The sequence below is a fragment of the Streptomyces shaanxiensis genome, assembly GCF_039537145.1.
In the GTDB taxonomy this organism is placed as follows: Bacteria; Actinomycetota; Actinomycetes; order Streptomycetales; family Streptomycetaceae; genus Streptomyces; species Streptomyces shaanxiensis.
On record NZ_BAAAZY010000019.1, the window covers coordinates 266120 to 291130 of the forward strand.

At 71.1% G+C, this 25011-nt stretch carries 21 protein-coding genes; 7 read left to right on the forward strand and 14 right to left on the reverse strand.

Annotated elements, in window-relative coordinates:
- Window positions 1–38: 38 nt before the first annotated feature.
- Entirely contained in the window at window positions 39–1055 is a 1017-nt protein-coding gene (locus ABD932_RS31750; protein ID WP_345017938.1) for a GlxA family transcriptional regulator, read from the reverse strand.
- A gap of 152 nt (window positions 1056–1207) precedes the next feature.
- Here ABD932_RS31750 and ABD932_RS31755 point away from each other — a divergent pair, with 152 nt between their 5' ends.
- From ABD932_RS31755 to ABD932_RS31770, 4 genes are all read left to right on the forward strand, one after another.
- Window positions 1208–1786: a cysteine hydrolase family protein gene (locus ABD932_RS31755; RefSeq protein ID WP_345017940.1), complete on the forward strand. Its 579-nt coding sequence runs from the start codon at window positions 1208–1210 to the stop codon at window positions 1784–1786.
- 1 nt (window position 1787) lies between these two features.
- Window positions 1788–2516 carry an isochorismatase family protein gene (locus ABD932_RS31760; protein WP_345017942.1) on the forward strand — a complete coding sequence of 243 codons (729 nt, stop codon included), beginning with the start codon at window positions 1788–1790 and terminating at the stop codon, window positions 2514–2516.
- A 217-nt stretch (window positions 2517–2733) separates the two neighbouring features.
- Window positions 2734–3879: a hypothetical protein gene (locus ABD932_RS31765; protein ID WP_345017944.1), complete on the forward strand. Its 1146-nt coding sequence runs from the start codon at window positions 2734–2736 to the stop codon at window positions 3877–3879.
- 97 nt (window positions 3880–3976) lie between these two features.
- Complete coding sequence (locus ABD932_RS31770) at window positions 3977–5212, forward strand: CynX/NimT family MFS transporter (RefSeq protein ID WP_345017946.1); 1236 nt, start codon at window positions 3977–3979, stop codon at window positions 5210–5212.
- An 8-nt stretch (window positions 5213–5220) separates the two neighbouring features.
- Here ABD932_RS31770 and ABD932_RS31775 read toward each other — a convergent pair whose 3' ends face one another.
- The 9 genes from ABD932_RS31775 to ureA form a co-directional block, all read right to left on the reverse strand.
- Entirely contained in the window at window positions 5221–6537 is a 1317-nt protein-coding gene (locus tag ABD932_RS31775) for a hypothetical protein (RefSeq protein ID WP_345017948.1), read from the reverse strand.
- Between the two features lie 274 nt (window positions 6538–6811).
- Window positions 6812–8416 carry a citramalate synthase gene (gene cimA, locus ABD932_RS31780; RefSeq protein ID WP_345017950.1) on the reverse strand — a complete coding sequence of 535 codons (1605 nt, stop codon included), beginning with the start codon at window positions 8414–8416 and terminating at the stop codon, window positions 6812–6814.
- 307 nt (window positions 8417–8723) lie between these two features.
- Window positions 8724–9989, reverse strand: a complete 1266-nt coding sequence (locus ABD932_RS31785) for a TolB family protein (RefSeq protein ID WP_345017952.1) — start codon at window positions 9987–9989, stop codon at window positions 8724–8726.
- 26 nt (window positions 9990–10015) lie between these two features.
- Window positions 10016–12094, reverse strand: coding sequence for a TolB-like translocation protein (locus ABD932_RS31790; RefSeq protein WP_345017954.1), 2079 nt, complete (start codon window positions 12092–12094; stop codon window positions 10016–10018).
- Between the two features lie 124 nt (window positions 12095–12218).
- A complete protein-coding gene (locus tag ABD932_RS31795) occupies window positions 12219–12824 on the reverse strand; it encodes a TetR/AcrR family transcriptional regulator (RefSeq protein WP_345017956.1) in 606 nt (201 codons plus the stop codon).
- Window positions 12821–13312 carry a hypothetical protein gene (locus tag ABD932_RS31800; protein WP_345017958.1) on the reverse strand — a complete coding sequence of 164 codons (492 nt, stop codon included), beginning with the start codon at window positions 13310–13312 and terminating at the stop codon, window positions 12821–12823. The genes ABD932_RS31795 and ABD932_RS31800 overlap by 4 nt, the downstream gene beginning before the upstream one ends.
- A gap of 9 nt (window positions 13313–13321) precedes the next feature.
- Window positions 13322–14374 carry an agmatine deiminase family protein gene (locus ABD932_RS31805; protein WP_345017960.1) on the reverse strand — a complete coding sequence of 351 codons (1053 nt, stop codon included), beginning with the start codon at window positions 14372–14374 and terminating at the stop codon, window positions 13322–13324.
- Between the two features lie 20 nt (window positions 14375–14394).
- Window positions 14395–16074, reverse strand: a complete 1680-nt coding sequence (locus ABD932_RS31810) for an urease subunit alpha (protein ID WP_345017962.1) — start codon at window positions 16072–16074, stop codon at window positions 14395–14397.
- The gene (gene ureA, locus ABD932_RS31815) at window positions 16071–16751 is read right to left on the reverse strand and encodes an urease subunit gamma (protein ID WP_345017964.1); all 681 of its coding nucleotides are present in this window, start codon (window positions 16749–16751) and stop codon (window positions 16071–16073) included. Before ureA ends, ABD932_RS31810 begins: the two co-directional genes overlap by 4 nt.
- A 129-nt stretch (window positions 16752–16880) precedes the next feature.
- On the opposite strand from ureA, the gene ABD932_RS31820 reads away from it, so the two are divergent.
- Window positions 16881–18350 carry a cytosine permease gene (locus tag ABD932_RS31820; RefSeq protein WP_345017966.1) on the forward strand — a complete coding sequence of 490 codons (1470 nt, stop codon included), beginning with the start codon at window positions 16881–16883 and terminating at the stop codon, window positions 18348–18350.
- A gap of 81 nt (window positions 18351–18431) precedes the next feature.
- Here the strand turns inward: ABD932_RS31820 and ABD932_RS31825 are convergent, their stop codons facing one another.
- Window positions 18432–19520 (reverse strand): branched-chain amino acid aminotransferase, encoded by a 1089-nt coding sequence (locus ABD932_RS31825; RefSeq protein ID WP_345017968.1) that lies wholly within the window; start codon window positions 19518–19520, stop codon window positions 18432–18434.
- A 263-nt stretch (window positions 19521–19783) separates the two neighbouring features.
- Window positions 19784–20827: a 3-isopropylmalate dehydrogenase gene (locus tag ABD932_RS31830; protein WP_345017970.1), complete on the reverse strand. Its 1044-nt coding sequence runs from the start codon at window positions 20825–20827 to the stop codon at window positions 19784–19786.
- Window positions 20828–20969: 142 nt separating this feature from the next.
- On the opposite strand from ABD932_RS31830, the gene ABD932_RS31835 reads away from it, so the two are divergent.
- The gene (locus ABD932_RS31835) at window positions 20970–22550 is read left to right on the forward strand and encodes a purple acid phosphatase family protein (RefSeq protein ID WP_345017972.1); all 1581 of its coding nucleotides are present in this window, start codon (window positions 20970–20972) and stop codon (window positions 22548–22550) included.
- 61 nt (window positions 22551–22611) lie between these two features.
- Here ABD932_RS31835 and ABD932_RS31840 read toward each other — a convergent pair whose 3' ends face one another.
- Entirely contained in the window at window positions 22612–22743 is a 132-nt protein-coding gene (locus ABD932_RS31840; protein WP_284060057.1) for a hypothetical protein, read from the reverse strand.
- Between the two features lie 361 nt (window positions 22744–23104).
- Between ABD932_RS31840 and ABD932_RS31845 the strand changes: the two genes are divergently transcribed.
- Window positions 23105–23311 carry a DUF5988 family protein gene (locus tag ABD932_RS31845; RefSeq protein ID WP_345017976.1) on the forward strand — a complete coding sequence of 69 codons (207 nt, stop codon included), beginning with the start codon at window positions 23105–23107 and terminating at the stop codon, window positions 23309–23311.
- 63 nt (window positions 23312–23374) lie between these two features.
- Here the strand turns inward: ABD932_RS31845 and pruA are convergent, their stop codons facing one another.
- Window positions 23375–25006 carry an L-glutamate gamma-semialdehyde dehydrogenase gene (pruA, locus tag ABD932_RS31850; protein WP_345017978.1) on the reverse strand — a complete coding sequence of 544 codons (1632 nt, stop codon included), beginning with the start codon at window positions 25004–25006 and terminating at the stop codon, window positions 23375–23377.
- Window positions 25007–25011: the final 5 nt, after the last annotated feature.

Sequence of the window (25011 nt, forward strand, 5' to 3'; positions counted from 1 at the left end):
CGGCCGCCACCGGCAGCCGGTGGCGCAACGCGCCCGGCTCACTCCGCTTCGGACGCCTCCCGGACCGGCGCGGCGCGGAACCGCGCCCGGTACTCGCTCGGTGTCGTGGCGAGGCGGCGGCGGAACGCCCGGATGAGCGTGTCGACCGTGCCGAACCCGCAGACGGAGGCGACCCGTTCGAGCGTGTCGTCGGTGGTCTCCAGCAGGTTGCCGGCCAGCTCGACCCGGGCCGACTCGATGTAGGCGTGCGGTGTCGTGCCGAGTTCGGTCTTGAAGATCCTGGTGAGCTGCCGGTCGCTGACATGCGCGTACGCGGCCAGGTCCGGGACGGTCAGGCGCCGGCCGATGTTGTTCAGGATGTGGTGCCTGAGGTCCTCGATGCGCCGGGTCGGCGACACCCGGTCCAACGGCACGCTGAACTGGGACTGCCCGCCGGGCCGTTTCAAGTACATCACGAGCTGGCGGGCGACGCGCAGCGCGACCTGCTCGCCGAAGTCCTCCGCGACCAGGGCCAGGGACAGGTCCAGGCAGGCGCTGATCCCCGCGCCGGTCCAGACCTCGCCCTCCTCGCGGATGAAGATGGGATCCGGGTCGACCCGGACGGCCGGATGGTCGGCGGCGAGCCGCTGCGCGGTCGACCAGTGGGTGGTGGCGCGCTTGCCGTCGAGGAGCCCCGCGGCGGCGAGGATGTGCGCACCGACGCACACCGACGTCACCCGCCGGGTGCGGGTGGCCAGAGCCTTCACCCACGCCACCGTGCCGGGGTCGGTGATGGGGTGGATCCGGCGCTCGCTGTCCACCTCGACGGAGCCCGGCACCAGCAGCGTGTCGATCGCCCGTTCCGCGACGTCACGGAACGTGGTGTCGGGCAGGATCCGCACCCCGGCCGCCGTCGTCACCGGCGCCGTGGTCTCGGCGGCCAGGACGACCTCGTATCCGACTCGCTCCGCCGTCTCGCGCGGGACGAGGGAGAACACCTCCGGCGGGCCGGTGACATCGAGGAGGTCGACGCCCTCGAACAGCACGATCACGATCAACCGGTTGACGGTCCCCACCCTGTAACCCCCTGTTTGGCCTGCGGTCGCGGGCGTCGGTTTCTGCAAATAGCACGTCATTGCCGACAGCCCGGTGCGAGCCATAGCGTCGCATACGTGTTCAACAACTTGTTGAACAACTCGCTGGAGTCCCCGACCCTTGGAGAAGACCTGTGGCAAGCAAGACGCTGCGCGCACTCGGCGGTGCCGACGAAACCCCCGCGGCCCTCGCGTCCTCGACGCTGATCCTCGTCGACTACCAGAACACCTACACCCGCGGTGCGATGGAACTCGACGGCTGGCAGCCCGCCCTGGAAGCGGCGTCGGATCTGCTGTCCCGTGCCCGCGCGGCCGGAGCCGAGGTCATCCATGTCCAGCACGACGGCGGCGAGGGGTCGCCGTACGACATCCGCGCGGAGATCGGCGAGATCCACCCCCGCGTGGCACCGATCGACGGCGAGCCCGTGGTGGTCAAGCAGGCCCCGGACGCCTTCCACGGCACCGACCTCGGCAAGCTCGTGGACGAGGCCGGGAACGAGTCCGTGATCGTCGCCGGGTTCATGACCCACATGTGCATCGCGTACACCTCGGCGTCGGCGGCCCTGCGCGGCAACAGGCCCACGGTCCCGGCGGACGCGTGTGCCACCCGGTCGATCGTGAACGTGTCCGCCGACGAGCTGCACCGCAGCGGGCTGGCGGCCATCGCCGACGCGTACGGCGTCGTCGTCGCGTCCGGGAAGGAGCTGGCCTGACATGGCGGGGCAGGAGCAGGGCGGCACGTCCCGCCGTGGGTTCCTGAAGGTCGGCGGTGCGGCCGTCGTCGGCGGCGCCGCGGTGTTCGGCGCCACCCGGCTGGGCGACTCCCCCGCGCAGGCGGCGGAGGCGGACACATCGGGTACGACGACGCTGCGCAAGCTCAACGGCCTGGCCGACAAGCCGGCTTCGCTCGCCTCCGCCACCTTGATCATGGTGGACTACCAGAACACCTACACCCGCGGCGTGATGGAACTCGACGGCTGGCAGCCCGCCCTGGACGCCGCGGCCGAGCTGCTGCGCGCGGCCCGCGAGGCGGGCGGGACGGTCATCCACATCGTCAACGACGGCGGGGCGAACACCCCGTACGACGTCCGCCGGCCGATCGGCCGCATCCACGACAAGGTCAAGCCCGCGAAGGGCGAGCGAACCGTGGTGAAGAAGGCCCCCAACGCCTTCGTCGACACCGACCTCGGTGACCTCGTCGACCGGGCGGGCAACGAGAACCTGGTCATCGCCGGGTTCATGACGCACATGTGCGTGACGTTCACCGCGGAGGGCGCGTTCCTGCGCGGGAACAAGCCCACCGTGGTCGCCGACGCCTGCGCGACGCGGCCACTGCCGTCGGTGGGCGGCGGAGTGTCCGCCGACCAGATCCACCAAAGCGCGCTGGCGACCATCGCCGACCTGTACGGCGTCGTCGTTCCCTCCCACACCGCGCTGACCTAGGGCGAGTCCGACAGGCCCCGGCGCGGGCCTGTCGCGCCCGCGACTCCCCCTCTCCGGCGCCCCCGCAGCCCCACGCTGCCGGAGAGGGATCCACCTCTCGCATCGCTCCCCGCGTCCCGGCCCTTCGTGGCTCCCGGCGGGTCAGTTCCCCCCACACACCACCGCTTTCCCCCCAGGCGGGAACACCTGACGACCGATTCGTTACGGAGAGCAAGTCATGGCAACACGCCGGACATTCATCGGTGGCGCGGGCGGCATCGGCGCCGCGACATTCCTGGGCCACACGGCTGCCCAGCCGACCACGACAACCGTCCTCGACGCCGCCCCCGCCGCGGAGGCGGTGAGCGCCCAGACCGCCGCGAGGGACTCCATCCGCGCGGTGAACGCGGCGATGCGCACCAACTACGCGGCGCTGAAGGCCGACCTGGTCAAGAACCTCGGACCTGTGATCGTGGTGCAGAACGACGCGAAGGGCGGCACCTTCACTCTCGTCCACGGGGGCAAACGGTACGTCGAACACCCGGTGGCGGAGGAGTTCGAGCTGGCGAAGTCCATCGCCCACGTGCCGCTGGGGATCTTCTCCACGGTCGCTGAGTACCTGTCGGACAAGGTCCCCAACGTCCCGAACGCCGACCGGATCGACGCCCACGACCTCGACATGGTGGCGATGCAGGGCCCCGGCACCGACGCCTGGACGACGCCGCTGCAGGCGTTCGCGGACAAACTGACCACCGCGAAGGGCAATCTCGCCGCGGCCAAACTGCCGCAGGCACTGCACAACTCCTGCGCGAAGATCCTCGACGAGGCGCTGACGTTCATCGCCGACTCCATCCGGTCCCGCGCCTTCGACATCGCCTCGTTCCAGGTCTTCGCGGGGCGCGTGTACCCGGCGATCCGCGTGAACATGCAGTACGCCGCCGAGGCACAGATCTCCGGGGTTCAGGGCCTGTGCAAGAAGTGGCGGGCGCAGCTCGGCGAGGCCGCCTGGGCCGACCTGTACACGGTCGTGCTGTCGATCTGGACGACGTCGGTGCTGAACCAGGCGGAGATCATCATCAAGCCGATGATGAACCAGAGGAAGGTGGACAGCCATCTGATCGACATCCCCACGGCGCAGTTGCCGTCGGACCCGATCGGGGTGGCGCTGGACAACCTGGCGCGGATCGTTCAGGACAACATCGCCGCGGAGCTCGTGTTCGTCTCCGACGAGAAGGTCGCCGACGCCCTCAAGGGCAAGGAGGACCTGCTGTCCGACGAGATCCTGAAGCAGCTCGGCACGCCCGCCTCCGCCGGCGCGACCGGTGTGGCGTTCCGCACCGCCGGCAGGGCCAAGTGTCCGGTCAACCACAGCGTGAGCATCTGACCGAAGCCCACGGGCACACCGAGCACTTCTCGAAAGCCCGGCGGCCCTCTCCTGGACGGAGGAGGGGGCCGCCGTCGCGTCCACGGGGGAAACACACGTGACCACCAGACTGTGGCTCATCACCGGTCTGATACTTCTGGCCGTCAATCTACGCGCGGCGATCACCGGGACCTCGCCGCTCATAGGGAACGTCCGGCAGGCTTTGGCCCTGTCCGGCACCGAGGTCAGCGTGCTGGCGACGTTGCCGGTGCTGTGCCTGGGCGCCTTCGCCTGGCTCGCGCCCCGGCTGGCCCGCCGGTTCGGAACGCAGGCGGCCCTGTGCGGCGCCCTCTGGGTGCTGGCGCTCGGCGCCGCCGTGCGGGCGGTTCCGTGGCCGACGGCGCTCTTCGCGGGGACGGTGCTGGCGGGGGCCGGCATCGCCGTCGGCAACGTGCTGCTGCCCGCGATCGTCAAGGACCACTTCGGCCGACGGATCGGCCTGTTCACCGGCCTCACCATGACCCTCATGGCCATCTCCGGGGCGCTTGCCGCCGGAGCCGCGGTGCCGCTGGCCGTCGCGACCGGATGGCAGTCCGCGCTGGCGGTGTGGGCGGTGCCCGCGGTGCTGGCCGCGGCGGTGTGGGGGCTGTTGGCCGCGCCCGGAGCGGACGGCAGACATCGCAGAACCCCGCCTCCGGCGCCGAGGACGACGGGCGGGTCCTTACTGCGCTGCCCGCTCGCCTGGTGGGTGTCGGCGTTCCTCGGACTGGTGTCGCTGCTGTTCTACGCGCTGGTGGCGTGGCTGCCGCAGATCATGCAGGCGAGCGGCTACACACCCGCTCAGGCCGGGCTGATGATGTCGCTGATGCTGACCGTCGGCATCCCGCTGGGGTTCGTCGTCCCCCTCGCCGCCGCCCGCATGCGCGGCCAGCGGCTCCTCGTGGTGGCCGTGACGGCGGCGCAACTGCTCTCCCTCGCGGGCCTGCTGCTGGCCCCCGCTCTCGGCTGGGCGTGGGTGTGCCTGCTGGGTGCGGCGACCGGCAGCGCCTTTCCGCTGGCGATGACGCTGCTCGGGCTGCGCGCGGACGGCCCGCAGGTTGCCGCCGATCTCTCGGGGATGGCGCAGACCATCGGCTATCTGCTGGCCGGCCTCGGCCCGCTGGCCCTGGGCGTCCTCCACGACGTCACCGACGGCTGGCGCGTGCCCCTCGCCGTCCTGATCGCCCTGGTCGTGCCGGAGGCGATCGCCGGGCTGCTCGCCGCCCGGCCCGGCCATGTACGCCCCGGCGGCCGCGAGGACCGCCCGGCGCAGCACACCGCCGCACGCGCCGACGGTCGCCTCGTCCGCCTGTAGCCGGATCCTCAGAAGCCTCCGCCGTCGAACCCTCCCCCGCCGAAGTCCCCACCGCCGAACCCGCCCCCGAAGTCCCCGGAGTCGAAGTCCGCCCCGGACACGTCGCCGCCCTCGTAGCCGCCACCGCCGTACCCGTACCCCGCCCCGTAGTCGGCCGCATAGGCCGGCATGGCCATCATGCTGCCCAGCATCGTGCCGATGAGGAGGCCTGGGAGGATGCCGCCGCCGAAGTAACCACCTGCCCAGGGGCCGTAGGCGGGGCCGGCGTCCCAGTACGGCCGGCGGCCGTGCTCGGTGTCGACCTCGCGGATCACGGGGTCGCGGCCCTCGGCCAGGCGGGTGCGGTCGGCCGCGCAGACCGGGACCTCGCGGGCCGCGCCGCCCGGTGGGGTCCAGGTCTCGTCGGCCATCGCCGGACCGTGCCGTGGATCGAAGAAGCACGGCGGCCGGCGTGCCGGGAGCGGCCGGTGCTCCCGGCGGGCGGCCAGCTGGGTGAGGGAGAAGCGGCCGTCCGCCAGGGCCTGGGTGACCGCCTTGACGTCCTCCGGTTTTCGGGCCCCGTCCATGAGCCGTTTCGCTTGTTCGTAGGCGTCCAGGGACCCCTCGTAGTCCGCGCGCATCGCGTCGTCGGCGCCGGGCTCGGCCGGATGGAAGTCCAGGCGGTCCAGTTCCTCGCCGAAGGCGGTGATGTCCTCGTCGACCACGACCCGCAGCTTCTCCAGCGCCGCCCGCTGCTCCGCCTCGTGGCGCTGCCGGTTGCGCCGGACCAGCGCGTACGCGCCCGCGCCGCCCGCCGCCAGCACCACGCCGAAGGCGATCAGACTGCTGACGTCCACGCCCTCGCTGCCCCCGCCGTCGCTCCAACTGGCGGGTGCCGTGCCGCCCACGTTGCGCAGCGCCGCGTCGACGAAGTCGTTCAGCTGGGCCTTGGGGTCACCGGCGGACTGCACCGAGGCGACCAGGTTGTCCACCGCCTGCCGGGACATCACGGCGGAGTCGGCCGCCGCGTCGAAGCGGTCATCGACACGGACGCCGTACAGGCCCGTGACACCCGTCTCCGTACGGAGGTTCAGCAGGAGGTTCTCGGTCGGCTGATCGGCCGGGAGGACGGCGACGAAGACCGGCTTGTCGGCGTCCTTGATCTTGTCGGCGAGCGCCTCGGCGTCGGCCGACGACAACTGGTCCGAGGCGGCGGGGTCCACGTAGACGGGATCCTCGCGCAGCGCCTCGGCGACCTGGGTAAGGTCCGTGGCCGCATGTGCGCCGGGCGCGCCGGCCGTGAGCACCGCGACTGTCGCGGCGACCGGCACGATCAGCAAGCGCATGAGACCCCGAAAGTGCGGAGTCCTCATACCCTCGACGCTACCTGATGGGCCGGACAAAAGGGTCGGTCCCGGCGGGGGAATCCCACCGGGACCGATGCCGTGCCGCGCTGCCGCACGACGGCTCAGTCTGCGCGGTACGCCGCCCGCAGCCGCTCCACCGCCGCCCCGTACCGGCCCGTCACCAGCAAGATGGTCGGCCTCGGCGAAGGGCCCCGCGACAAATGGGGCCTCAGGCGCGGCACCCCGCCGGCGCAGGCGAAGGTGACCGGTGCGGCTACTCCGCCGGCGTCACGCCCGCCCGCAGCAGCCCGTACGTGTACGCATCCTCCAGCGCCTGCCACGACGCGGCGATGACGTTCTCGGCGACGCCGACCGTCGACCACTCCCCCGCCCCGTCGGACGTGGAGATCAGGACGCGGGTGGTGGACTGGGTGCCGTGGACGCCCTCCAGGATGCGGACCTTGTAGTCGACGAGGTCCAGCTTGGCGAGCTGGGGGTAGATCTTCTCCAGGGCGACGCGCAGGGCCCGGTCCAGGGCGTTGACCGGGCCGTTGCCCTCCGCCGTGGCGACGATGCGCTCGCTCTTGGCCCACAGCTTGACCGTGGCCTCGTTGGCGTGCGTGCCGTCGGGGCGGTCCTCGACGATCGCGCGCCAGGACTCGACCTGGAAGTACTTCAGGGGCTTGCCCTCGACCTCGGCGCGGAGCAACAGCTCGAACGAGGCGTCGGCCGCCTCGTACGTGTAGCCCTTGAGCTCGCGTTCCTTCACCCGTTCCACGACCCGGCCGACCAGCTCCCGGTCGCCGCCCAGGTCGATGCCGAGCTCCTTGCCCTTGAGCTCGACGGAGGCACGGCCCGCCATGTCGGAGACCAGCATCCGCATGGTGTTGCCGACCTGCTCGGGGTCGATGTGCTGGTAGAGATCCGGGTCGACCTTGATCGCGGAGGCGTGCAGGCCGGCCTTGTGCGCGAAGGCGGAGACACCGACGTACGGCTGATGCGTGGAGGGGGTGAGGTTGACGACCTCGGCGATGGCGTGCGAGATGCGGGTCATCTCGCGCAGGTGGCCGTCCGGGAGGACCTTCTTGCCGTACTTCAGCTCCAGGGCCGCCACGACCGGGAAGAGGTTGGCGTTGCCCACCCGCTCGCCGTAGCCGTTGGCCGTGCACTGGACGTGGGTCGCGCCCGCGTCCACGGCGGCCAGCGTGTTCGCCACCGCGCAGCCCGTGTCGTCCTGGGCGTGGATGCCGAGCCGGGCGCCGGTGTCGGCGAGGACCGTCGAGACGACCGCCTGGACCTGGGCCGGGAGCATGCCGCCGTTGGTGTCGCAGAGGATCACCACGTCCGCGCCGGCCTCCGACGCCGTGCGGACGACCGCCTTCGCGTATTCGGGGTTGGCGCGGTAGCCGTCGAAGAAGTGCTCGCAGTCGACGAAGACGCGGCGGTCCTGCGACACCAGGTAGGAGACGGTGTCGCGGACCATCTCCAGGTTCTCGTCCAGCGTGGTGCGCAGGGCCAGCTCGACATGCCGGTCGTGGGACTTCGCGACAAGGGTGATCACGGGGGCGCCGGACTCCAGCAGCGCCTTGACCTGCGGGTCCTCGCTCGCCTTGCCGCCCGCGCGGCGGGTCGCGCCGAAGGCGACCAGCTGGGCGTGCTTGAAGTCGATCTCCTGCTGGGCGCGGAAGAAGAACTCGGTGTCCCTGGGGTTGGCGCCGGGCCAGCCGCCTTCGATGAAGCCCACGCCGAAGTCGTCCAGGTGACGGGCGATGGCCAGCTTGTCGGCGACGGTGAGGTTGATGCCCTCCCGCTGGGCGCCGTCGCGCAGGGTGGTGTCGAAGACGTGGAACGAGTCGTCGAGCTCGCTGGATACCGACATGGTCGTAAGGCTCCTGTACTGGATCTCGGTCTACCGGAATGACCGGCTCCACCGCCCCCACCTATGGTCCCTCACGCTCTCCGCCCGGCTGCGGGTGGGCCGGGAAACAGAAAAACCTCTCGCGGGTGCGAGAGGTCTGCGCGCGGGTCGAGGACGACGGTGTCCACCCGTACCTGGTCGTACGTGGTGGTCACTGCGGACCGGCGCGCCTGCTGCCAATAATCATGGCGAACGAGAGCACGGGGGCAGTCTGGCACAAGTCGCCCCCGTGCTCACCGTCCGTCTCAGGATGCGAGCACTGTGCTGATCACCGCAGGCGGCGGACGAAGCCGTCGCCCAGGCCGTTCGTGTCGCCGGCGACCAACTGGGCGGAGCTCGAACCGAGACCGAGCAGCTTGTCGCCGCCGAACGAGGTGGCGTAGACGCTGTCGTCGGTGACCGGGCCGCCGGCGAGCGAGGCGCTGGCCAGGGTGGAGGTGCCGGTGCGCAGGTCCCTCACGTGGATGTTGTCCTGGCCCTGGGACGGCCTGAATCCGTAGGCGACGTAGCGGCCGTTGCGGCTGATCTCGGGGCCGGCGATGACCGCCGAGCCGCCCGAGCCGTCGTGGACGATGCCGCGGGTGGTGTCGGTGCGCAGGTCGCGCACATAGGTCGACGTGTTGACGGCGGCGCCGTCCGGCACCAGGTCGTCGCCGACGTAGGTGAAGGCGAGGTGGCGGCCGTCCGCCGAGAGCGAGGGGTCGAGGCCGTTGCGCTGGGCGGGCTTGCCCTGCGGGGTGACGTCGGCCTGTTCCTCGCTGCCGGTGCGGCGGTCGTGGACCATCAGCGAGCCGCCCCCGCCCCGCGGCTCGAAGCGGTCGTACGCCACGTAGCGGCCGTCCGCGCTCATGTCCAGGTGGTACGAGCCCCGGCTCGGGTGGTCGCGGTTGGTGACGCGTTCGACGGTGCCGGTGCGGCGGTCGGTGACGTACACGACGGGATAGATGACCGTCTCGCCCGTCTCCACCCGGTTCGGCCGGGCGTTGAAGGCGACGTACCGGCCGTCGTCGGAGATGGCCGCGTCGCCGTGCGCGTAGGCGGAGCCGCTGTCCGGGGTCGTGCTGACCCACTCGGTGCGGCCGGTGACGCGGTCGTGGACGTAGATGTCCCTGGCCCAGTACTCCTTCGGCGCCGGCCAGTCCTTGAGGTTGTCGGCGGTCGAGACGAGGACGACGTAGCGGCCGTCGGCGCTGATGGCCGCGGGGTCGGTGCCGCTGTCGGCCTGGGTGCCGTCCGTCGCGACACTGATCCGCTCCAGCTTCCCGGTGCGCAGATCGCGTACGAACGTGTCCGCCACGCCGTTGGTGTCGCCGGGCACGAGGTTCGGTGCGTTGGATCCGAACGCGGCGTAGCGGCCGTTCGCGCTGAGGTAGGGGCCGGAGGCGTCGCTCGTGCCCTGCTCCCCCGTGCCGGAGACGGTGACCCGCTCGGTGGACGGGGCTTGGGGCGCGGCGCCCGCCTGCGTCGCCGTCAGCGCCATCGCCGCGGCGACGGAGACAGCGGTGAGTACGGTGAGCCGCTTGCTCTTGTGCATGGTTGTTCCCCCGTGGTCGGTCGTTGTCATTGCACTGTCCGTAGGAAGACGTCCGACACCCCGTTGGTGTCTCCCTCCACCAGATCGGGTGACGCCGACTCGAAGGCGACGACGGTGCCGTCGGCGTTGACGGAGGGGTGCCGGGCCGGGAGGTCGTTGCGGCCGCCCCAGCGGTCGACGCTGATCAACTGCCGCTTGCCGGTGGCGAGTTCGAGGATGTACACGGCACCGCCCGAGGTGTAGGCGACGCGTGTGCCGTCCCCGGAGAGCGAGGGCTGGGTGCCCCTGACCCGAGTCGTGGTCCCGGTGTTCAGGTCGCGGACGTAGGCGTCCCGGCCCTGCTGGAAGGCGACCTTGCGGCCGTCCGCGCTGAGGGAGGGGGCCGAGGCACCGCTGCCGGCCTTCTCCAGGGCGCCGGTGTCCAGGTCGCGGACGTGGATGTCACCGCCCTGCTCGAAGGCGACGTACCGGCCGTCGTAGTTGATCGACGGGTTGCCCGCCGCCTCGCCGGTGGGCGCGCTGACCACGTCGGTGGCGCCGTTCTGGAACCGGTAGCGGTAGACGCGGGGTTGCGGGTTCGGGTCGGTGTCGGTGGCGGGCAGGGTGGCGGCATAGGTGAGCCACTGGCAGGTGGGGTCCACCTGGGGCTGTCCCATCCAGGTGAAGCGGACGCCCTGGTAGGAGCCCAGGCTGGTCAGCTTGCCGACCGCGCGGTTGCGGATGTGGATCCCCGGGCCGCCGTCGGAGTCGAGCGGGGCCGCATAGCCGACCATGCGTCCGCTGTAGCAGGGCGTGCCCTCGTGCGAGGGGCCCTGGGCCGTGGAGTCGACCTGGGAGATGCCGCCGACCGCGTTCACGAAGACGTTCGTGTCCTTCGGATCGTCGGTCCCCTGTGAGGTGAAGGCGACGACCTTGTCCTCGCCCATCACCGGGTCGTACGACGCCCTGGACCGCTGCTGCCCGTCCGACGTCGTGCTGATCCGTTCGGTGACGGACGGCATCGGCTCCGGGTTCCTGCGGAGCGCGCCCGAGAAGACGAACACGTCGGACTCCCCGTTGGTGTCGCCCGGCACCAGGTGGGACGCCGTCGAACTGAACGCCACCGCACGCCCCTTGGCGGCCAGCATCTCGTCTCCCGGCTGGGCGGCCGGCGGCAGGGCCGCCCCGCGCAGTCCCGTCCGCAGGTCGCGCACCCGAACACCGTCCTCGCCCGCGACGACGGCGTACCGTCCGTCGGCCGTGGCCGAGAAGGCGGTCCCCTCGGCCACGCGCCGCGAGTCGCCCGTGCGGAGGTCGTGGACGTACACACCGTTCTCGGCGTTGAGGAGGACACGGTGACCGTCCGCGGTGATGCGCACCAGGTGCGCGACGCCGAGGCCCGTGTCGACCTGGGTCCGCTCGCCCGTCGCCCGGTTCTTGACGAACACGTCGACCGGGTCCGTCTCGGAGTCGACACGGACGCCGTACGCGACCCGCTCGCCGTCACCGCTCACCGAGGCCCCGGCCGCCTTGTCGCCCTCCTCGGCCGGTGAGATCAGCTCGTCGGTGCCGGTGACCGTGTCGCGAACGTACAGCAGCCGGAAGTTCTCCGAGCCGTGGCGGTTGCCGATGGTGTACGCGACCTGCGTGCCGTCCGGACTGATCGACTGCACACGGCCCAACTCGTTGAAACCGGGCGGGTTCTCGGGCCACAGCCGCTCCGAACGGCCGGTGGCGCGGTCGTACAGGTAAGGGGCCATGAACCGGGTGCCCGCGGAGAAGGCGATACGGCTGCCGTCGGCGCTCGGCAACGGATAGCCGTAGGTGTGGCCGCTGCCGAGGTCGATCCTGGTGAGTTCACCGGTGGGCAGGTCCTTCACCAGCAGGCACCTGGAGAAACGTGTGCAGCCGAAGCTCGGCGCGGTGGAGGTGAACGCGACATGGCGGCCGTCGGCGCTGATCGCGGCGCTCATCGACTCCCCGTCGGACTGGGTGCCGTCGGCGGCGGTGCTGACCCGCTCCACCACCCCGGGTGTGTGCGGCGCGGCGGCTGCGGTCGCCCCGGCGAGCGCGAGCAGCAGCGCCGTCCCTAAGGAGACGCCGGACACACGTGCGGCTCTGGACATGTTCCCCCCCTGTGGTCCCCGTGGACGCTTGTCCCCCGGCCCCGCGCCGAGGGCTCCCCAAGAGGCAAACGCACCACGCGCTACAGGGTCAATCCGACGTATTGCGTACAACCTGGACCTTTGCTCAGGTGTCCGCGAGGAGGCTGTCGTCGAGGAACTCCCGTACGTGGCGCAGAATTTGCGCTCGGTCGGTGCCTCTCAGCCCGATGGCCACATGGATGGAGAACCCGTCGAGGAGGGCCCGCAGCCGGGCGGCGAACCGGTCCGGGTCGACCGCCCGGAACTCCCCCCGCGACACACCCTCGGCGACCAGCGCCACCAGGTCCCGGTGCCAGGCGCCCTCGATGGCGGCCTGCCGGTCGCGGGCGGCGTCGTCGGCGTTCTGCGAGCGGTTCCAGACCTCCAGCCAGAGCGTCCAGTGCGGGTCGCGGTGGCCGTCGGGGACGTACAGGTCGACGTACGCGTCGAGCCGTTCCCGAGCGGTTGCCGTCCGCGTCAGCAGCCGGCCCCGCTCGGCGCCGAGCCGGCCCTCGCTCCACTCCAGGGTGCGCAGCAGCAGCTCGTCCTTGGAGTGGAAGTAGTACAGAAGATGCCCGCTGCTCATCCCGACCGCACGGCCGAGCGCGGCCATGGTGAGCTTCTCCAGGCCGAGCTCGGCGATCATCTGCATGGCGGCGGCGAGGACTTCGTCGCGGGGCGGGGCCGGGGTACGGCGACGGGGTGGCGTCATGCGGCGGCCGCCACGCGAACCGTGTCCGGGACGAGCCGGGTCTCGTAGCCGCTCGTGCAGTCGGCGGCGACGATCGCCACCTCGGCCCCGCAGGCGCAGACGTGGTTGATCCCGGCCCGGCCGTCCGGACCGCAGCAACCGATGAGGCGGTGCGGGTCGGGGTGAGGTGCGATCTCCACGACGTCGTCCGGGTGCAGGACGTAGGTCCCGCACGGCCCGGCGGAGACCAGGAAGCCCCGCTCGTCGGACATCCACATGCCGCCGGGCACGATGCCGTCGTACTCCTCGTCGGGGCCGACCGGCTCGAACGACGCCCCGAACGGCAGCGGGTCGACGACGTACGTCCCGCGCGGCACGCTCGGCGGGCCGTGCCGTCGGCCGTCCGGGCCCGGGAGCCCGTCCCAGCCGGGGTACTCGGGCATCTCGTCGAGCCGCCGGACCGGCCCGGTCAGCCGGGTTCCGCACGTGGCGCAGAGCAGTACGTTCACCCGTACGTTCTACCTGACCGCGGCCCTCGGCTGTTGCTGGGTGATGCAGTGGATGCCGCCCCCGCCGGCGAAGACCGTCCGCGCGTCCACCAGCGTCACCGTCCGCTCCGGGAAGAGCCGCCGGAAGATGCCGGCCGCGATCTCGTCGCGCGGGTCGTCGAAGCCGCAGAGCACCACGCCGCCGTTGCAGAGGTAGTGGTTGATGTAGGAGTAGTCGGCCCAGTGGCCGTCGGCCTCCAGGACGGTCGGGGCGGGCACCTCGACGACCTCCAGGCGGCGGCCCCGGGCGTCCGTCTGTGACCTCAGCAGACCGAGGACCTCCTTGGTCACCTCGTGGTCGGGGTGCGCCGGGTCCGGCTGCACATGGGCCACGACCACGCCGGGGCGGGCGAACGCGGCGACGATGTCGACGTGGCCGAGGGTGCCGAAGCCGTACGGGGGGTAGTCGCCGGTCAGGCCGCGCGGCAGCCAGATCGCCTTGCGGGTGCCGAGCATGGCGTGGATCTCGGCCTCCACCTCCTCCCGCGTCCAGTGCGGGTTGCGCTCCGGGCCGAGCTGGACCGTCTCCGTGAGCAGGACCGTCCCTTCGCCGTCCACATGGATGGCGCCGCCCTCGTTGACGAGCTTCGAGGCGTACGTCCGCGCCGCCCCCGCGAGGTCGGAGACGTACGCGGCGATCTTCGCGTCGTACTCCCAGCTGGCCCAGTCCTGGGCGCCCCAGCCGTTGAACGTCCAGTCGACGGCGGCGAGTTCACCCTTCCCGTCGGTCAGGAAGGTGGGGCCGATGTCCCGCATCCACGCGTCGTCGAGCTCCCGTTCGACGGTCTCCACACCCGGCCCGAGCAGCGTCCGGGCCTCCTCGGACTGGCCCGGACCGCACACCACCGTCACCGGTTCGAAGCGGCGGACGGTGCGGGCGACCGACGCCCAGGCCAGGCGGGCGGCCGTGAGGTCCTCGGGGTCCTCGAAGGTCACGTTCGGCCCCGGCCAGGCCATCCAGGTGCGCTCGTGCGGGATCCATTCGGCGGGCATGCGGAAGCCGTCGGCGGCGGGAGTGGTCATGGCGGGTCCTTGTCCGAACGTCACAGGAAGTACAGGCGGTTGAGGGAGACGGAGTCGGCCGGCTCGGAGCGCAGCGGCTCGCCGTCGAGCGTGACCAGGCCGGTGCGCTGGTCGACGTCGACCGCTCCGGTACGGGAGTTCAGGCGCAGGTCGGCCGGCCCGATGCCGCGCGTGCCGCGCACGGCGACCCTGCGGCGCCGGGTGGGCATCGTGTCGGCGCCCTGGTCGAGGGCGGCCCGGGCGACGAAGGCGACCGAGATGTCGGCGGGTGTGGCGCCATACGCCCCGAACTGCGGGCCCAGGACGAGGGGTTCGCAGGTGTCGGTGGCCGCGTTGGGGTCGCCGACCACGCCGTACGCCGGGAACCCGGACTTGAGCACCAGCTGGGGCTTGGCCCCGAAGTACTCCGGCCGCCACAGCACGATGTCGGCGAGCTTGCCGACCTCCAGCGACCCCACCTCGTGCGCGAGGCCGTGCGCGATGGCCGGGTTGATGGTCAGCTTGGCCATGTAGCGCAGGACGCGCTCGTTGTCGTGGCCGTCGTCCGGGGCGCCGAACTCGGCCTTCATCTTCCCGGCCATGGCGAACGTACGGCGCACCGTCTCCCCGGCCCGCCCCATGCCCTGCGCGTCCGACGAGGTGATGCCGATCGCGCCCAGGTCGTGCAGCACGTCCTCGGCGCCCATCGTCCCGGCGCGGATGCGGTCGCGGGCCATGGCGGCGTCGCCCGGCAGGTCGGTCTTCAGGTCGTGGACGGAGACGATCATGCCGTAGTGCTCGGCGACCGCGTCCCGGCCGAAGGGCAGGGTGGGGTTGGTGGAGGAGCCGATGACGTTCGGGACGCCGGCCATCTTCAGGACGTTCGGGACGTGTCCGCCGCCGCAGCCCTCGATGTGGAAGGCGTGGATGGTGCGGCCCTCCAGCACCCGCAGGGTGTCCTCGACCGACAGGCACTCGTTCAGCCCGTCGCTGTGCAGGGCGACCTGGACGTCGTGCTCCTCGGCGACACGCAGCGCGGTGTCCAGCGCCCGGGTGTGGGCGCCCATGTCCTCGTGCACCTTGAAACCGGAGGCGCCGCCCTCGGCGAGGGCCTCGACCAGAGGCGCGGGCGAGGAGGACGAACCGCGGCCCAGAAAGCCGATGTTGACCGGCCACGCGTCGAAGGCGTTGAACGCGTGCCGCAGCGCCCAGGGCGAGTTGACCCCGACGCCCCACACCGGCCCGAACTCCTGCCCGATGATGGTGGTCACGCCCGACGCCAGCGACGCCTCCATGACGCGCGGCGACAGCAGATGGACATGCGTGTCGACCGCCCCGGCGGTGGCGATCAGCCCCTCGCCGGACACGATCGAGGTCCCGGTGCCGACCACGACGTCGACCCCGTCGAGGGTGTCGGGATTCCCGGCCCGCCCGATCGAGCAGATCCGGCCCTCCCTGATCCCGATGGAGACCTTCCGGATCCCCAGCGCCGCGTCGATGACGACGACGTTGCTGACGACGACGTCACAGGTCTCCCGGACGGCGGCCGCCTTGAGATGCAGCCCGTCCCGGGCGGTCTTGCCGAACCCGGCGAGGAACTCGTCGCCGTACCGCTGGGAGTCGGCCTCGACGCGGATCGTCAGCCCGGAATCGCCGAGGCGGACGCGGTCGCCGGCGCGGGGGCCGTGGGTGGCGGCGTAGGCGTAAGGGTCGATGCTCATCGGTCCGCTCCCAGATATCCGCAGGCGGCGGCCCTGCGCAGGGCCTCTTCCTTCGCCCCCGGCGCGTCCAGCGCCCCGTCGACGAGACCGGCGAACCCGATGGCGATCCGGTCACCCCCGATCGGCACGAGCCCGACCTCGACGCTCTCCCCCGGCCCGAACCGCGCCGAGGACCCGGCGGGCACGGCGAGCCGCATGCCGTAGGCCGTGGCGCGGTCGAAATCGAGCCTCGGATTGGCCTCGAAGAAGTGGAAGTGAGAGGTCACGGAGACGGGCACGGTGGCGGTGTTGACGACCGTCAGCCGTACGACGGCCTCCGGCTCGGCGTGCTGAGGCCCCGGCAGCAGCTCGCCGGGAGCCTGCGGACCGTGCCCGCCCCCGATCGGATCGGACACGACCGCGAGCCGCGAGCCGTCGTCGAAGACCGCCTCGACGTGAACCTCGGTGACGACGTCCGCCACGCCCGGCAGCACGTCGTCCGGCCCGAGCACGCGGCGGGCTCGCTCGATGGCCTCGGCGAGGCGGGCGCCGTCGCGGGCGGCCTCGCACACGGTGTCCGCGATCAGCGCGGTCGCCTCCGGGACGTTCAGCCTCAGTCCCCGGGCCCTGCGCGCCCGGGCCAGCTCGGCGGCTCCGAAGAGCAGCAGCCGGTCACGTTCCGTGGGGGTCAGTCTCACGACGCGGCACCTCCTTGCCCGACTTCACTTTAGAGCATCACTCTAAACACGAGATTCCTAGAACCGAAAGGTTGACAGCAAACATCGGTCCCTTCAGATTGAACGTCACTCAAACCCAGGGAGACACCCATGCCGATGGAACAGCGCGGAGTCGACACCATTCCCGACGAGGAACGCACGAGCGGCCCACGGGACCTCGTCTCGATCCTGCTGGGGTCGAACCTCTGCCTCGGGGTGATCGTCTTCGGCTGGCTACCCCCGTCCTTCGGCCTGAACTGGTGGGAGTCGGTCACCTCGATCGTGGTGGGCACCCTGCTCGGCACGGCCCTCACCGCCCCGCTGGCGCTGATCTCCCTGCGCACGGCGACGAACCTCTCCACCTCCTCCGGCGCCCAGTTCGGGGTCCGGGGCCGCCTGGTCGGCTCGGTCGTCGGCCTGCTGCTGGCGCTGGGCTACTCCGCGCTGACGGTGTGGATCGGCGGCGACGTGATGGTGAGCGTGCTGGGCCGCCTGGTCGGCATGCCGGCGAACGACGTGTCGTACGGCGTCGTCTACGCGCTCCTCGCCGCCGCGACCGTCGCCGGGGCGGTGTACGGCTACCGCGTGCTGCTCGCGATGTCCCGGGTCCTGGCCATCGGCATGACGGCACTGCTGGTGCTGGGCGTGATCGCGTACGCCCCGCACTTCACGACCGACGCGCTGCCCGAGACCGGCGGCTATCTGCTGGGCGGCTTCTGGCCGACCTGGCTGCTGGCGATGGTGGCGGCCGGCCTGTCCGGCCCGATCGCCTTCATCACGCTGCTCGGCGACTACACCCGCTACATCTCCCCGGCCCGCCACACCTCCCGCCGGGTCCTGCACGCCACCTGGCTCGGCCTGATCCTCGGCCTGCTGGTCCCGCAGCTGTTCGGCACCTTCACGGCATACGCGGCCCGGGCCGCCCTCGACTACGCCGGACCGCTCGTCTCGGCGTCCCCCGCCTGGTACCTGGTCCCGCTCCTGCTGGCCGCCTCGGCGGGCTCGGTCGGCAACGCCGGTCTGATGCTCTACTCCATGGGCCTCGACCTGGACGCCATCCTGCCGCGCGCGTCCCGGGCGACGGCCACGTACGCGGTCGCGGTGATCGCCACGGCCTGCGTGTTCATCGGCCACTACCACTCGTCCGCACAGGACGCGATGACGTCCTTCGTCCTGCTGCTCACGGCCATCGGCACCCCGTGGGCGGTCATCACCCTGATCGGCTTCGCCCGGTGCCGTGGCGTGTACGACGCGGAGGCCCTCCAGGTCTTCAACCGCCGGGCGCGGGGCGGGATCTACTGGTTCCGGGGCGGCTGGAACGTCCCGGCGACCGTGTCGTGGGCGCTGGGCGCGGTGGTCGGCCTGCTGGCGGTCTCACTGCCGTCGTACGAGGGGCCGCTGCTGGGGCTGACCGGCGGGGTGGACTGCAGTTTCCTGCTGTCGGGGCTGGTGGGAGGGGTGGCGTACGTGCTGTGGTCGGCCCTGGGTTCCGCTAGGACCGAGTCCGGGGCCGACCACACCGAGGCCGAGGCCGACACCTCTCAACGCCGGTCCGGGCATTCCAGCCCGTCCGGCGTTTGAGGACGAGGCCCTTTCGGGGCCGAAGCGGGGGTCTGGGGGCGGCAGCCCCCAGCGACCCCGCCGACAACGCCGGGCAACCGATCAGCCCAGCTTGTGCATCCAGCCGTGCTTGTCCTCGGCCTTGCCCCGCTGGATGTCCAGGAGAGCCTGGCGGAGCTTCAGCGTCACCTCGCCGGGCTCCCCGTCCCCCTGCTGCCACTCCGCGCCCGTGCGCTTCACCGTGCCGACCGGCGTGATCACAGCGGCCGTACCGCAGGCGAAGACCTCGGTCAGGGTGCCGTTCTCGGAGTCGCGCTGCCACTGGTCGACGGAGACGCGGCCCTCCTCGGCCTCGTAGCCGAGGTCCCGGGCGACGGACAGAAGGGAGTCACGGGTGACGCCCTCCAGGATGGAGCCGGTGAGGGACGGGGTGATGATCTTGTCGCCGTACACGAAGTACAGGTTCATGCCGCCGAGTTCCTCGACCCACTTGCGCTCGACCGCGTCGAGGTAGCAGACCTGGGCGCAGCCCTCGGCCGCGGCCTCGGCCTGGGCCAGCAGGGACGCGGCGTAGTTGCCGCCCGTCTTGGCGTCGCCCATGCCGCCCGGCACGGCGCGGACGTGGTCCTCGGAGACCCAGATGGACACCGGCTTCACGCCGCCGGGGAAGTAGGCGCCGGCCGGGGAGGCGATGACCAGGAACAGGTACTCACTGGCGGGCTTCACACCGAGGCCGACCTCGGTCGCGAACATGAACGGACGCAGGTAGAGGGACTCCTCGCCGCCGTGGGCCGGGACCCAGGCCTCGTCCTGCCGCACCAGCGCGTCGCACGCCTCGATGAACGTCTCGACCGGCAGCTCCGGCATGCCGAGCCGCCGGGCCGAGGCCTGGAAGCGGGTGGCGTTCTTCTCGGGGCGGAAGGAGGCCACGGTCCCGTCGGGCTGGCGGTAGGCCTTGAGGCCCTCGAAGATCTCCTGCGCGTAGTGCAGGACCATGGTGGCCGGGTCGAGGGAGATCGGCGCGTACGGCACGAGCTCGCCGTCGTGCCAGCCCCGGCCCTCGGTCCACTTGATCGTCACCATGTGGTCGGTGAAGTGGCGGCCGAACCCCGGGTTGGCCAGTATCGCCTCGCGCTCGGCAGCGGCGAGCGGGCTGGCGGAGGGCTTGAGCTCGATCGTGGGCGTCGTCATGAGTGGATGTCCTTCACCGGTTTCGTTGTGGCGGGCCGCGCTCACGCCATGACTGCCAGTGGCCAGTGCTAGGACGTCCGAGCATTCCGTCATTCCGCGGCTCCGCGTTCGATTATCGCAAGCGGGAGCCGTGGAAGAAATCGGCCTGATCGGCGTGAATCGCGACCCAGGGGTTGATGGTGTCACCCGGCGGCGGACATGGGGAAGCCGCCGGGTGCGGAGTGACCCGGCGGCTTCGAAAGTTGTTCGAGGAGCGCGGCGGGTCAGCCGGCTACTCGTACGGCCAGCGCGTCGCCGATCTCCGACGTGCTGCGGGCGGGCTTGCCGGTGCGCTCGGCGAGGTCGGCGGAGACCGCCTCGTCGATGCGGGCGGCCTCGGCGTCGTAGCCGAGGTGGCGCAGGAGCAGGGCGACGGACAGGACCGTGGCGGTCGGGTCGGCCTTGCCCTGGCCGGCGATGTCCGGGGCCGAGCCGTGGACGGGCTCGAACATGGACGGGAAGTCGCCGGACGGGTTGATGTTGCCGGAGGCTGCCACACCGATGCCGCCGGAGACGGCCGCGGCGAGGTCGGTGATGATGTCGCCGAAGAGGTTGTCGGTGACGATGACGTCGAACCGCTCGGGCTGGGTGACCAGGTAGATGGTCGCCGCGTCGACGTGCATGTACTCGGTGGTGACCTCGGGGAACTCCTCGGCCACCTTGTTGAAGATGTTCGTCCACAGGTGACCCGCGAAGGTCAGCACGTTGTTCTTGTGGATGAGCGCCAGCTTCTTGCGCGGGCGGGCCTGCGCGCGGACGAAGGCGTCACGGACGACGCGCTCGACGCCGTACGCCGTGTTGACGGACACCTCGGTGGCGACCTCGTGCTCGGTGCCCTTGCGGATGGTGCCGCCGTTGCCGGTGTACGGGCCCTCGGTGCCCTCGCGGACGACGACGAAGTCGATCTCGGGCTGGCCGGCGAGCGGGGTGGCGACACCCGGGAGGAGCTTCGACGGACGCAGGTTGACGTGGTGGTCGAAGGCGAAGCGGAGCTTGAGCAGGAAGCCGCGCTCCAGGACACCGGACGGGACACCCGGGTCGCCGATCGCGCCGAGCAGGATGGCGTCGTGCTGCTTCAGGGCGTCGAGGTCGGCGTCGGTGAGGGTCTCACCGGTGGCGTGGTAGCGACGGGCGCCGAAGTCGTACTCCTTGGTCTCCAGCTTCACATCCTGCGGAAGGACGGCGGAGAGGACCTTCAGGCCTTCGGTCACGACCTCCTGGCCGATGCCGTCACCCGGAATCACTGCGAGATTGAGGCTGCGAGACATGTCGGCACCCTACTCCCCGTCCCATGGGATGACATGCGGTGTCCGCGATACGGACACCCTGATGGGGGACGGCGTTTGCGTGTCGACTGGCGTTCACCCGTATGTGGGGCGGGTGTTGGCCGTCGCTGGGAAGTTTCCCCCCATGGACATCCCCGACTTCGGCATCCCCCCGCAGCTCGCCCGCCGTATGAGCATGGCGGAGCAGCACGAGTACCTGCGTACGAAGCTGTCCCGGCGCCGCACGCTGGTGACCGCGGGTGCGGTGGCGGGTGGGCTGTTGACGGGCTGCGCGGGTTCGGAGTCGGGCACGTCCGGTGCGAAGCCCTCCGCTTCGGCTTCGGCGTCCGCGTCCTCCGCCACGAAGGTGCCGGGCTCGGCCGTCGCCCCCTTCGGCCGCCATCTCGCCTTCGGCGCCGACCCGAAGACCCAGATGCGGATCTCGTGGCAGGTACCGGTCGCGGTGAAGAAGCCGTACGTCCGGATCGGGACCCGGCCCGACGACCTGGGCCGCAGGATCGAGGCCGAGGTGCGCGATCTGCATACGCCGGGGGTCACGGGCGTCCGCGCGGCCCTGGACCAGTACTACGTGCACGCGGCCCTGGACGGCCTGCTGCCCGGCACCACGTACTACTACGGCGTCGGCCACGACGGCTTCGACCCCGCCTCGGCGGCGCACCGCTCGACGATCGCGTCCTTCCGCACGGCGCCGTCGCGCCCGGAGAAGTTCGTCTTCACCGCCTTCGGCGACCAGGGCGTCAGCAAGGCCGCGGCCGCCAACGACCACATCCTGCTGCGCCAGGAGCCCGCCTTCCATCTCCACGCGGGCGACATCTGCTACGCCAACGTCAAGGGCCGGGGCGAGGAGTCGGACGGGTACGACCCCGGCTTCTGGGACCTGTTCCTCAAGCAGAACGAGGAGGTCGCGCGGTCGGTGCCGTGGATGGTGACGACCGGCAACCACGACATGGAGGCGTGGTACTCCCCCGACGGCTACGGTGGCCAACTCGCCCGCTGGTCCCTGCCGGACAACGGCTTCGACCCGCGCAGGGCACCGGGCGTGTACGCGTTCACGTACGGCAACGTCGGCTTCGTGGCGCTGGACGCCAACGACGTGTCGTACGAGATCCCCGCCAACCTCGGCTACACGGGCGGCAAGCAGACGGCGTGGCTGGACGACAGGCTGGCCGCGCTGCGCGCCGACCCGGCGGTCGACTTCGTCGTCGCCTTCTTCCACCACTGTGCCTACTCGACCTCGTCGCACGCCTCCGACGGCGGCGTGCGCGACGAGTGGCTGCCGTTGTTCGCCAAGCACCAGGTGGACCTGGTGATCAACGGGCACAACCACGTCTACGAGCGGACCGACGCCATCAAGGGCGGCGAGGTGGGCCGGCGCGTGCCGATCGGCGCGTCGACCGACCCGACGCGGGACGGGACCGTGTACGTCACCGCGGGCGGCGGCGGCAAGGATCTGTACGGCTTCCCGGCGGGCGTCAAGGAGAGCTACGAGGGGCACGTGCGCGATCGCGAGTCCGTCGACACCTTCGAGTGGACGAAGTCGCGGGCCTCGAAGGCGGAGACCGTGGAGTGGTCGCGGGTGCGCTACCGGGGTTTCTCCTTCCTCAAGGTGGAGGCGGAGAGCGGTACGGCACCGAAGTTGAAGGTGTCGGCGCTGGCGCAGAGCGGTGACCGCATCGACCATTTCGAGGTGCGGCGCGGAGCGTGAGCCCGCGCCGCACCCCGGCGGGTGCGGCTCCCGGCTCTGCCGAAAGGGGCTGGTGTCCGGCTCAGTGGCCGGTCGAACCGCCGTTGTCGCGGCGGTCGAGGGCGCGCTGGAGGGCGGCCGCTGCGTTCTTGCGGTCGGACTCGGTCGTCCGGGAGATGTGACGGACTCGACGGCGGGCGGTCGTCTCGGCCATGAGGAATCGACTCCTTCGGAATCCTGGAGTGCACAGATGCGGAGTGCACAAAGGGGTTACGAGACGCCGGATGGGGCGGGGAGCGGTGCCGCAGGGGTTGCCTGCACGGGGCCCGGCTCACGACCGCCATTCGCTTGATCGAGCGAGACGTTCGGCTTCTACAAAGCTAAGCGAGGACGGCGTGTCTGTCTCCACAATTACTCGGACTTCCTACTATCTGAGACGGTGGAGTAGGTCACACGCCACTGACCTGCACTTTTGCCGTCACCCCGGCAGTCACCCCCGCCGCCGGGATCGCCCACTCGGCTGATCCTCCGCACTGCACGGGACAGACCGCGACGACGAGGGGAACGGTGAGGTCATGAACGACACGGCGAAGGTGTTCCTCGAAGGCGGCCCGGACGATCTGCCCGAACGGATCGTGCCGACCCCGTCCCCCGGCTCGGACGTGAAGATCAAGGTCCGCGGGGGATACGAGCACTTCCGGCGGACGCCGCGGCAGGCGGACACGGCGGAGGGCGCGCTGCCCGTGTACGAGTGGTGGGAGCGGACGGAGATCGCCGAGTAGGCGCCGGAAACAGAGCGAGGGGCCGGGCGAATCGCCCGGCCCCTCATACACGCTGACCGACCGTCAGCCCATGTGCGGGTAGGTGTAGTCGGTCGGCGGGACCAGCGTCTCCTTGATGGCGCGGGTCAGCGTCCAGCGCATCAGGTTCTGCGGGGCGCCGGCCTTGTCGTTGGTGCCGGAGGCGCGGCCGCCGCCGAAGGGCTGCTGGCCGACGACGGCACCGGTCGACTTGTCGTTGATGTAGAAGTTGCCGGCCGCGTAGCGCAGCTTGTCCATCGTGTGCGCCGCCGCCGCGCGGTCGCCCGCGATGACCGAGCCGGTCAGCGCGTAGGCGGACACCGACTCCATCTGCTCGAGCATCTCGTCGTACTTGTCGTCCTCGTAGACGTGCACGGCGAGGAACGGGCCGAAGTACTCGGTCGTGAAGACCTCGTTCTCCGGGTCGGAGCACTCGACGACGGTCGGGCGGACGAAGTAGCCGACCGAGTCGTCGTAGGAGCCGCCCGCGACGATCGTGCAGGTCGGGTCGGACTTCGCGCGGTCGATCGCGGCCTTGTTCTTGGCGAAGGCACGGTCGTCGATGACGGCGCCGATGAAGTTGGACAGGTCGGTGACGTCACCCATGGTGATGTAGTCGACCTCGGCCGCGAACTCCTCCTTGAAGCCGGAGTTCCAGATCGACGCCGGGATGTACGCCCGGGACGTCGCCGAACACTTCTGGCCCTGGTACTCGAAGGCACCGCGGGTCAGGGCGGTCTTCAGGATCGCCTTGTCGGCGCTCGGGTGGGCGACGACGAAGTCCTTGCCGCCGGTCTCGCCGACGATGCGCGGGTAGGAGCGGTACTTCTCGATGTTGTTGCCGACCGTCTTCCACAGGTACTGGAAGGTCTTGGTCGAGCCGGTGAAGTGGATGCCGGCGAGGTCGCGGTGCTCCAGGGCGACCTTGGACACCTCGATGCCGTCACCGGTGACGAGGTTGATGACGCCCTTGGGCAGACCGGCCTCCTCCAGGAGCTGCAGGAGCAGCACGGCGGCGTGGGTCTGCGTCGGGGACGGCTTCCAGACGACGACGTTGCCCATGAGAGCCGGAGCCGTCGGCAGGTTGCCCGCGATCGCCGTGAAGTTGAAGGGTGTGATCGCGTAGACGAAGCCCTCCAGCGGGCGGTGGTCGAGGCGGTTCCAGACGCCCGGGGAGTTCGCCGGGGGCTGCTCGGCGAGCAGGTCACGGGCGTACTTGACGTTGAAGCGCCAGAAGTCGACGAGCTCGCAGGGGGTGTCGATCTCGGCCTGCTGGGCGGTCTTGGACTGACCGAGCATGGTGGAGGCGGCCAGCGTCTCGCGCCACGGGCCGGCCAGCAGCTCGGCGGCGCGCAGGATGATCGCGGCACGGTTGTCGAAGGACATCGCACGCCAGGCCGGCGCGGCGGCGAGGGCCGCGTCGATGGCGTCCTGGGCGTCCTGCTGGGTGGCGTTGCCGTAGGTGCCGAGGCGGGCCTTGTGGTTGTGCGGCTGCACGACGTCGAAGCGCTCACCGCCGCCCATCCGCCGCTCGCCGCCGATGGTGCAGGGCAGGTCGATCGGGTTCTCGGCCAGCTCCTTCAGCTTGACCTCCAGCCGGGCGCGCTCGGGCGAGCCGGGGGCGTAGCCGTGCACCGGCTCGTTGACGGGGGTGGGGACCTGGGTCACAGCGTCCATAAGTT

Excerpts from the sequence above, each read along its gene's own strand:
- ABD932_RS31775 (WP_345017948.1), bottom strand. The coding sequence starts at position 6,537 with ATGCGCTTGCTGATCGTGCCGGTCGCCGCGACAGTCGCGGTGCTCACG.
- ABD932_RS31820 (WP_345017966.1), top strand. The coding sequence starts at position 16,881 with ATGCCGATGGAACAGCGCGGAGTCGACACCATTCCCGACGAGGAACGC.
- ABD932_RS31835 (WP_345017972.1), top strand. The coding sequence starts at position 20,970 with ATGGACATCCCCGACTTCGGCATCCCCCCGCAGCTCGCCCGCCGTATG.
- cimA (WP_345017950.1), bottom strand. The coding sequence starts at position 8,416 with ATGTCGGTATCCAGCGAGCTCGACGACTCGTTCCACGTCTTCGACACC.
- ABD932_RS31790 (WP_345017954.1), bottom strand. The coding sequence starts at position 12,094 with ATGTCCAGAGCCGCACGTGTGTCCGGCGTCTCCTTAGGGACGGCGCTG.
- ABD932_RS31765 (WP_345017944.1), top strand. The coding sequence starts at position 2,734 with ATGGCAACACGCCGGACATTCATCGGTGGCGCGGGCGGCATCGGCGCC.
- ABD932_RS31785 (WP_345017952.1), bottom strand. The coding sequence starts at position 9,989 with ATGCACAAGAGCAAGCGGCTCACCGTACTCACCGCTGTCTCCGTCGCC.
- ABD932_RS31795 (WP_345017956.1), bottom strand. The coding sequence starts at position 12,824 with ATGACGCCACCCCGTCGCCGTACCCCGGCCCCGCCCCGCGACGAAGTC.
- pruA (WP_345017978.1), bottom strand. The coding sequence starts at position 25,006 with ATGGACGCTGTGACCCAGGTCCCCACCCCCGTCAACGAGCCGGTGCAC.
- ABD932_RS31760 (WP_345017942.1), top strand. The coding sequence starts at position 1,788 with ATGGCGGGGCAGGAGCAGGGCGGCACGTCCCGCCGTGGGTTCCTGAAG.
- ABD932_RS31810 (WP_345017962.1), bottom strand. The coding sequence starts at position 16,074 with ATGAGCATCGACCCTTACGCCTACGCCGCCACCCACGGCCCCCGCGCC.
- ABD932_RS31845 (WP_345017976.1), top strand. The coding sequence starts at position 23,105 with ATGAACGACACGGCGAAGGTGTTCCTCGAAGGCGGCCCGGACGATCTG.
- ABD932_RS31805 (WP_345017960.1), bottom strand. The coding sequence starts at position 14,374 with ATGACCACTCCCGCCGCCGACGGCTTCCGCATGCCCGCCGAATGGATC.
- ABD932_RS31840 (WP_284060057.1), bottom strand. The coding sequence starts at position 22,743 with ATGGCCGAGACGACCGCCCGCCGTCGAGTCCGTCACATCTCCCGGACG.
- ABD932_RS31830 (WP_345017970.1), bottom strand. The coding sequence starts at position 20,827 with ATGTCTCGCAGCCTCAATCTCGCAGTGATTCCGGGTGACGGCATCGGC.
- ABD932_RS31825 (WP_345017968.1), bottom strand. The coding sequence starts at position 19,520 with ATGACGACGCCCACGATCGAGCTCAAGCCCTCCGCCAGCCCGCTCGCC.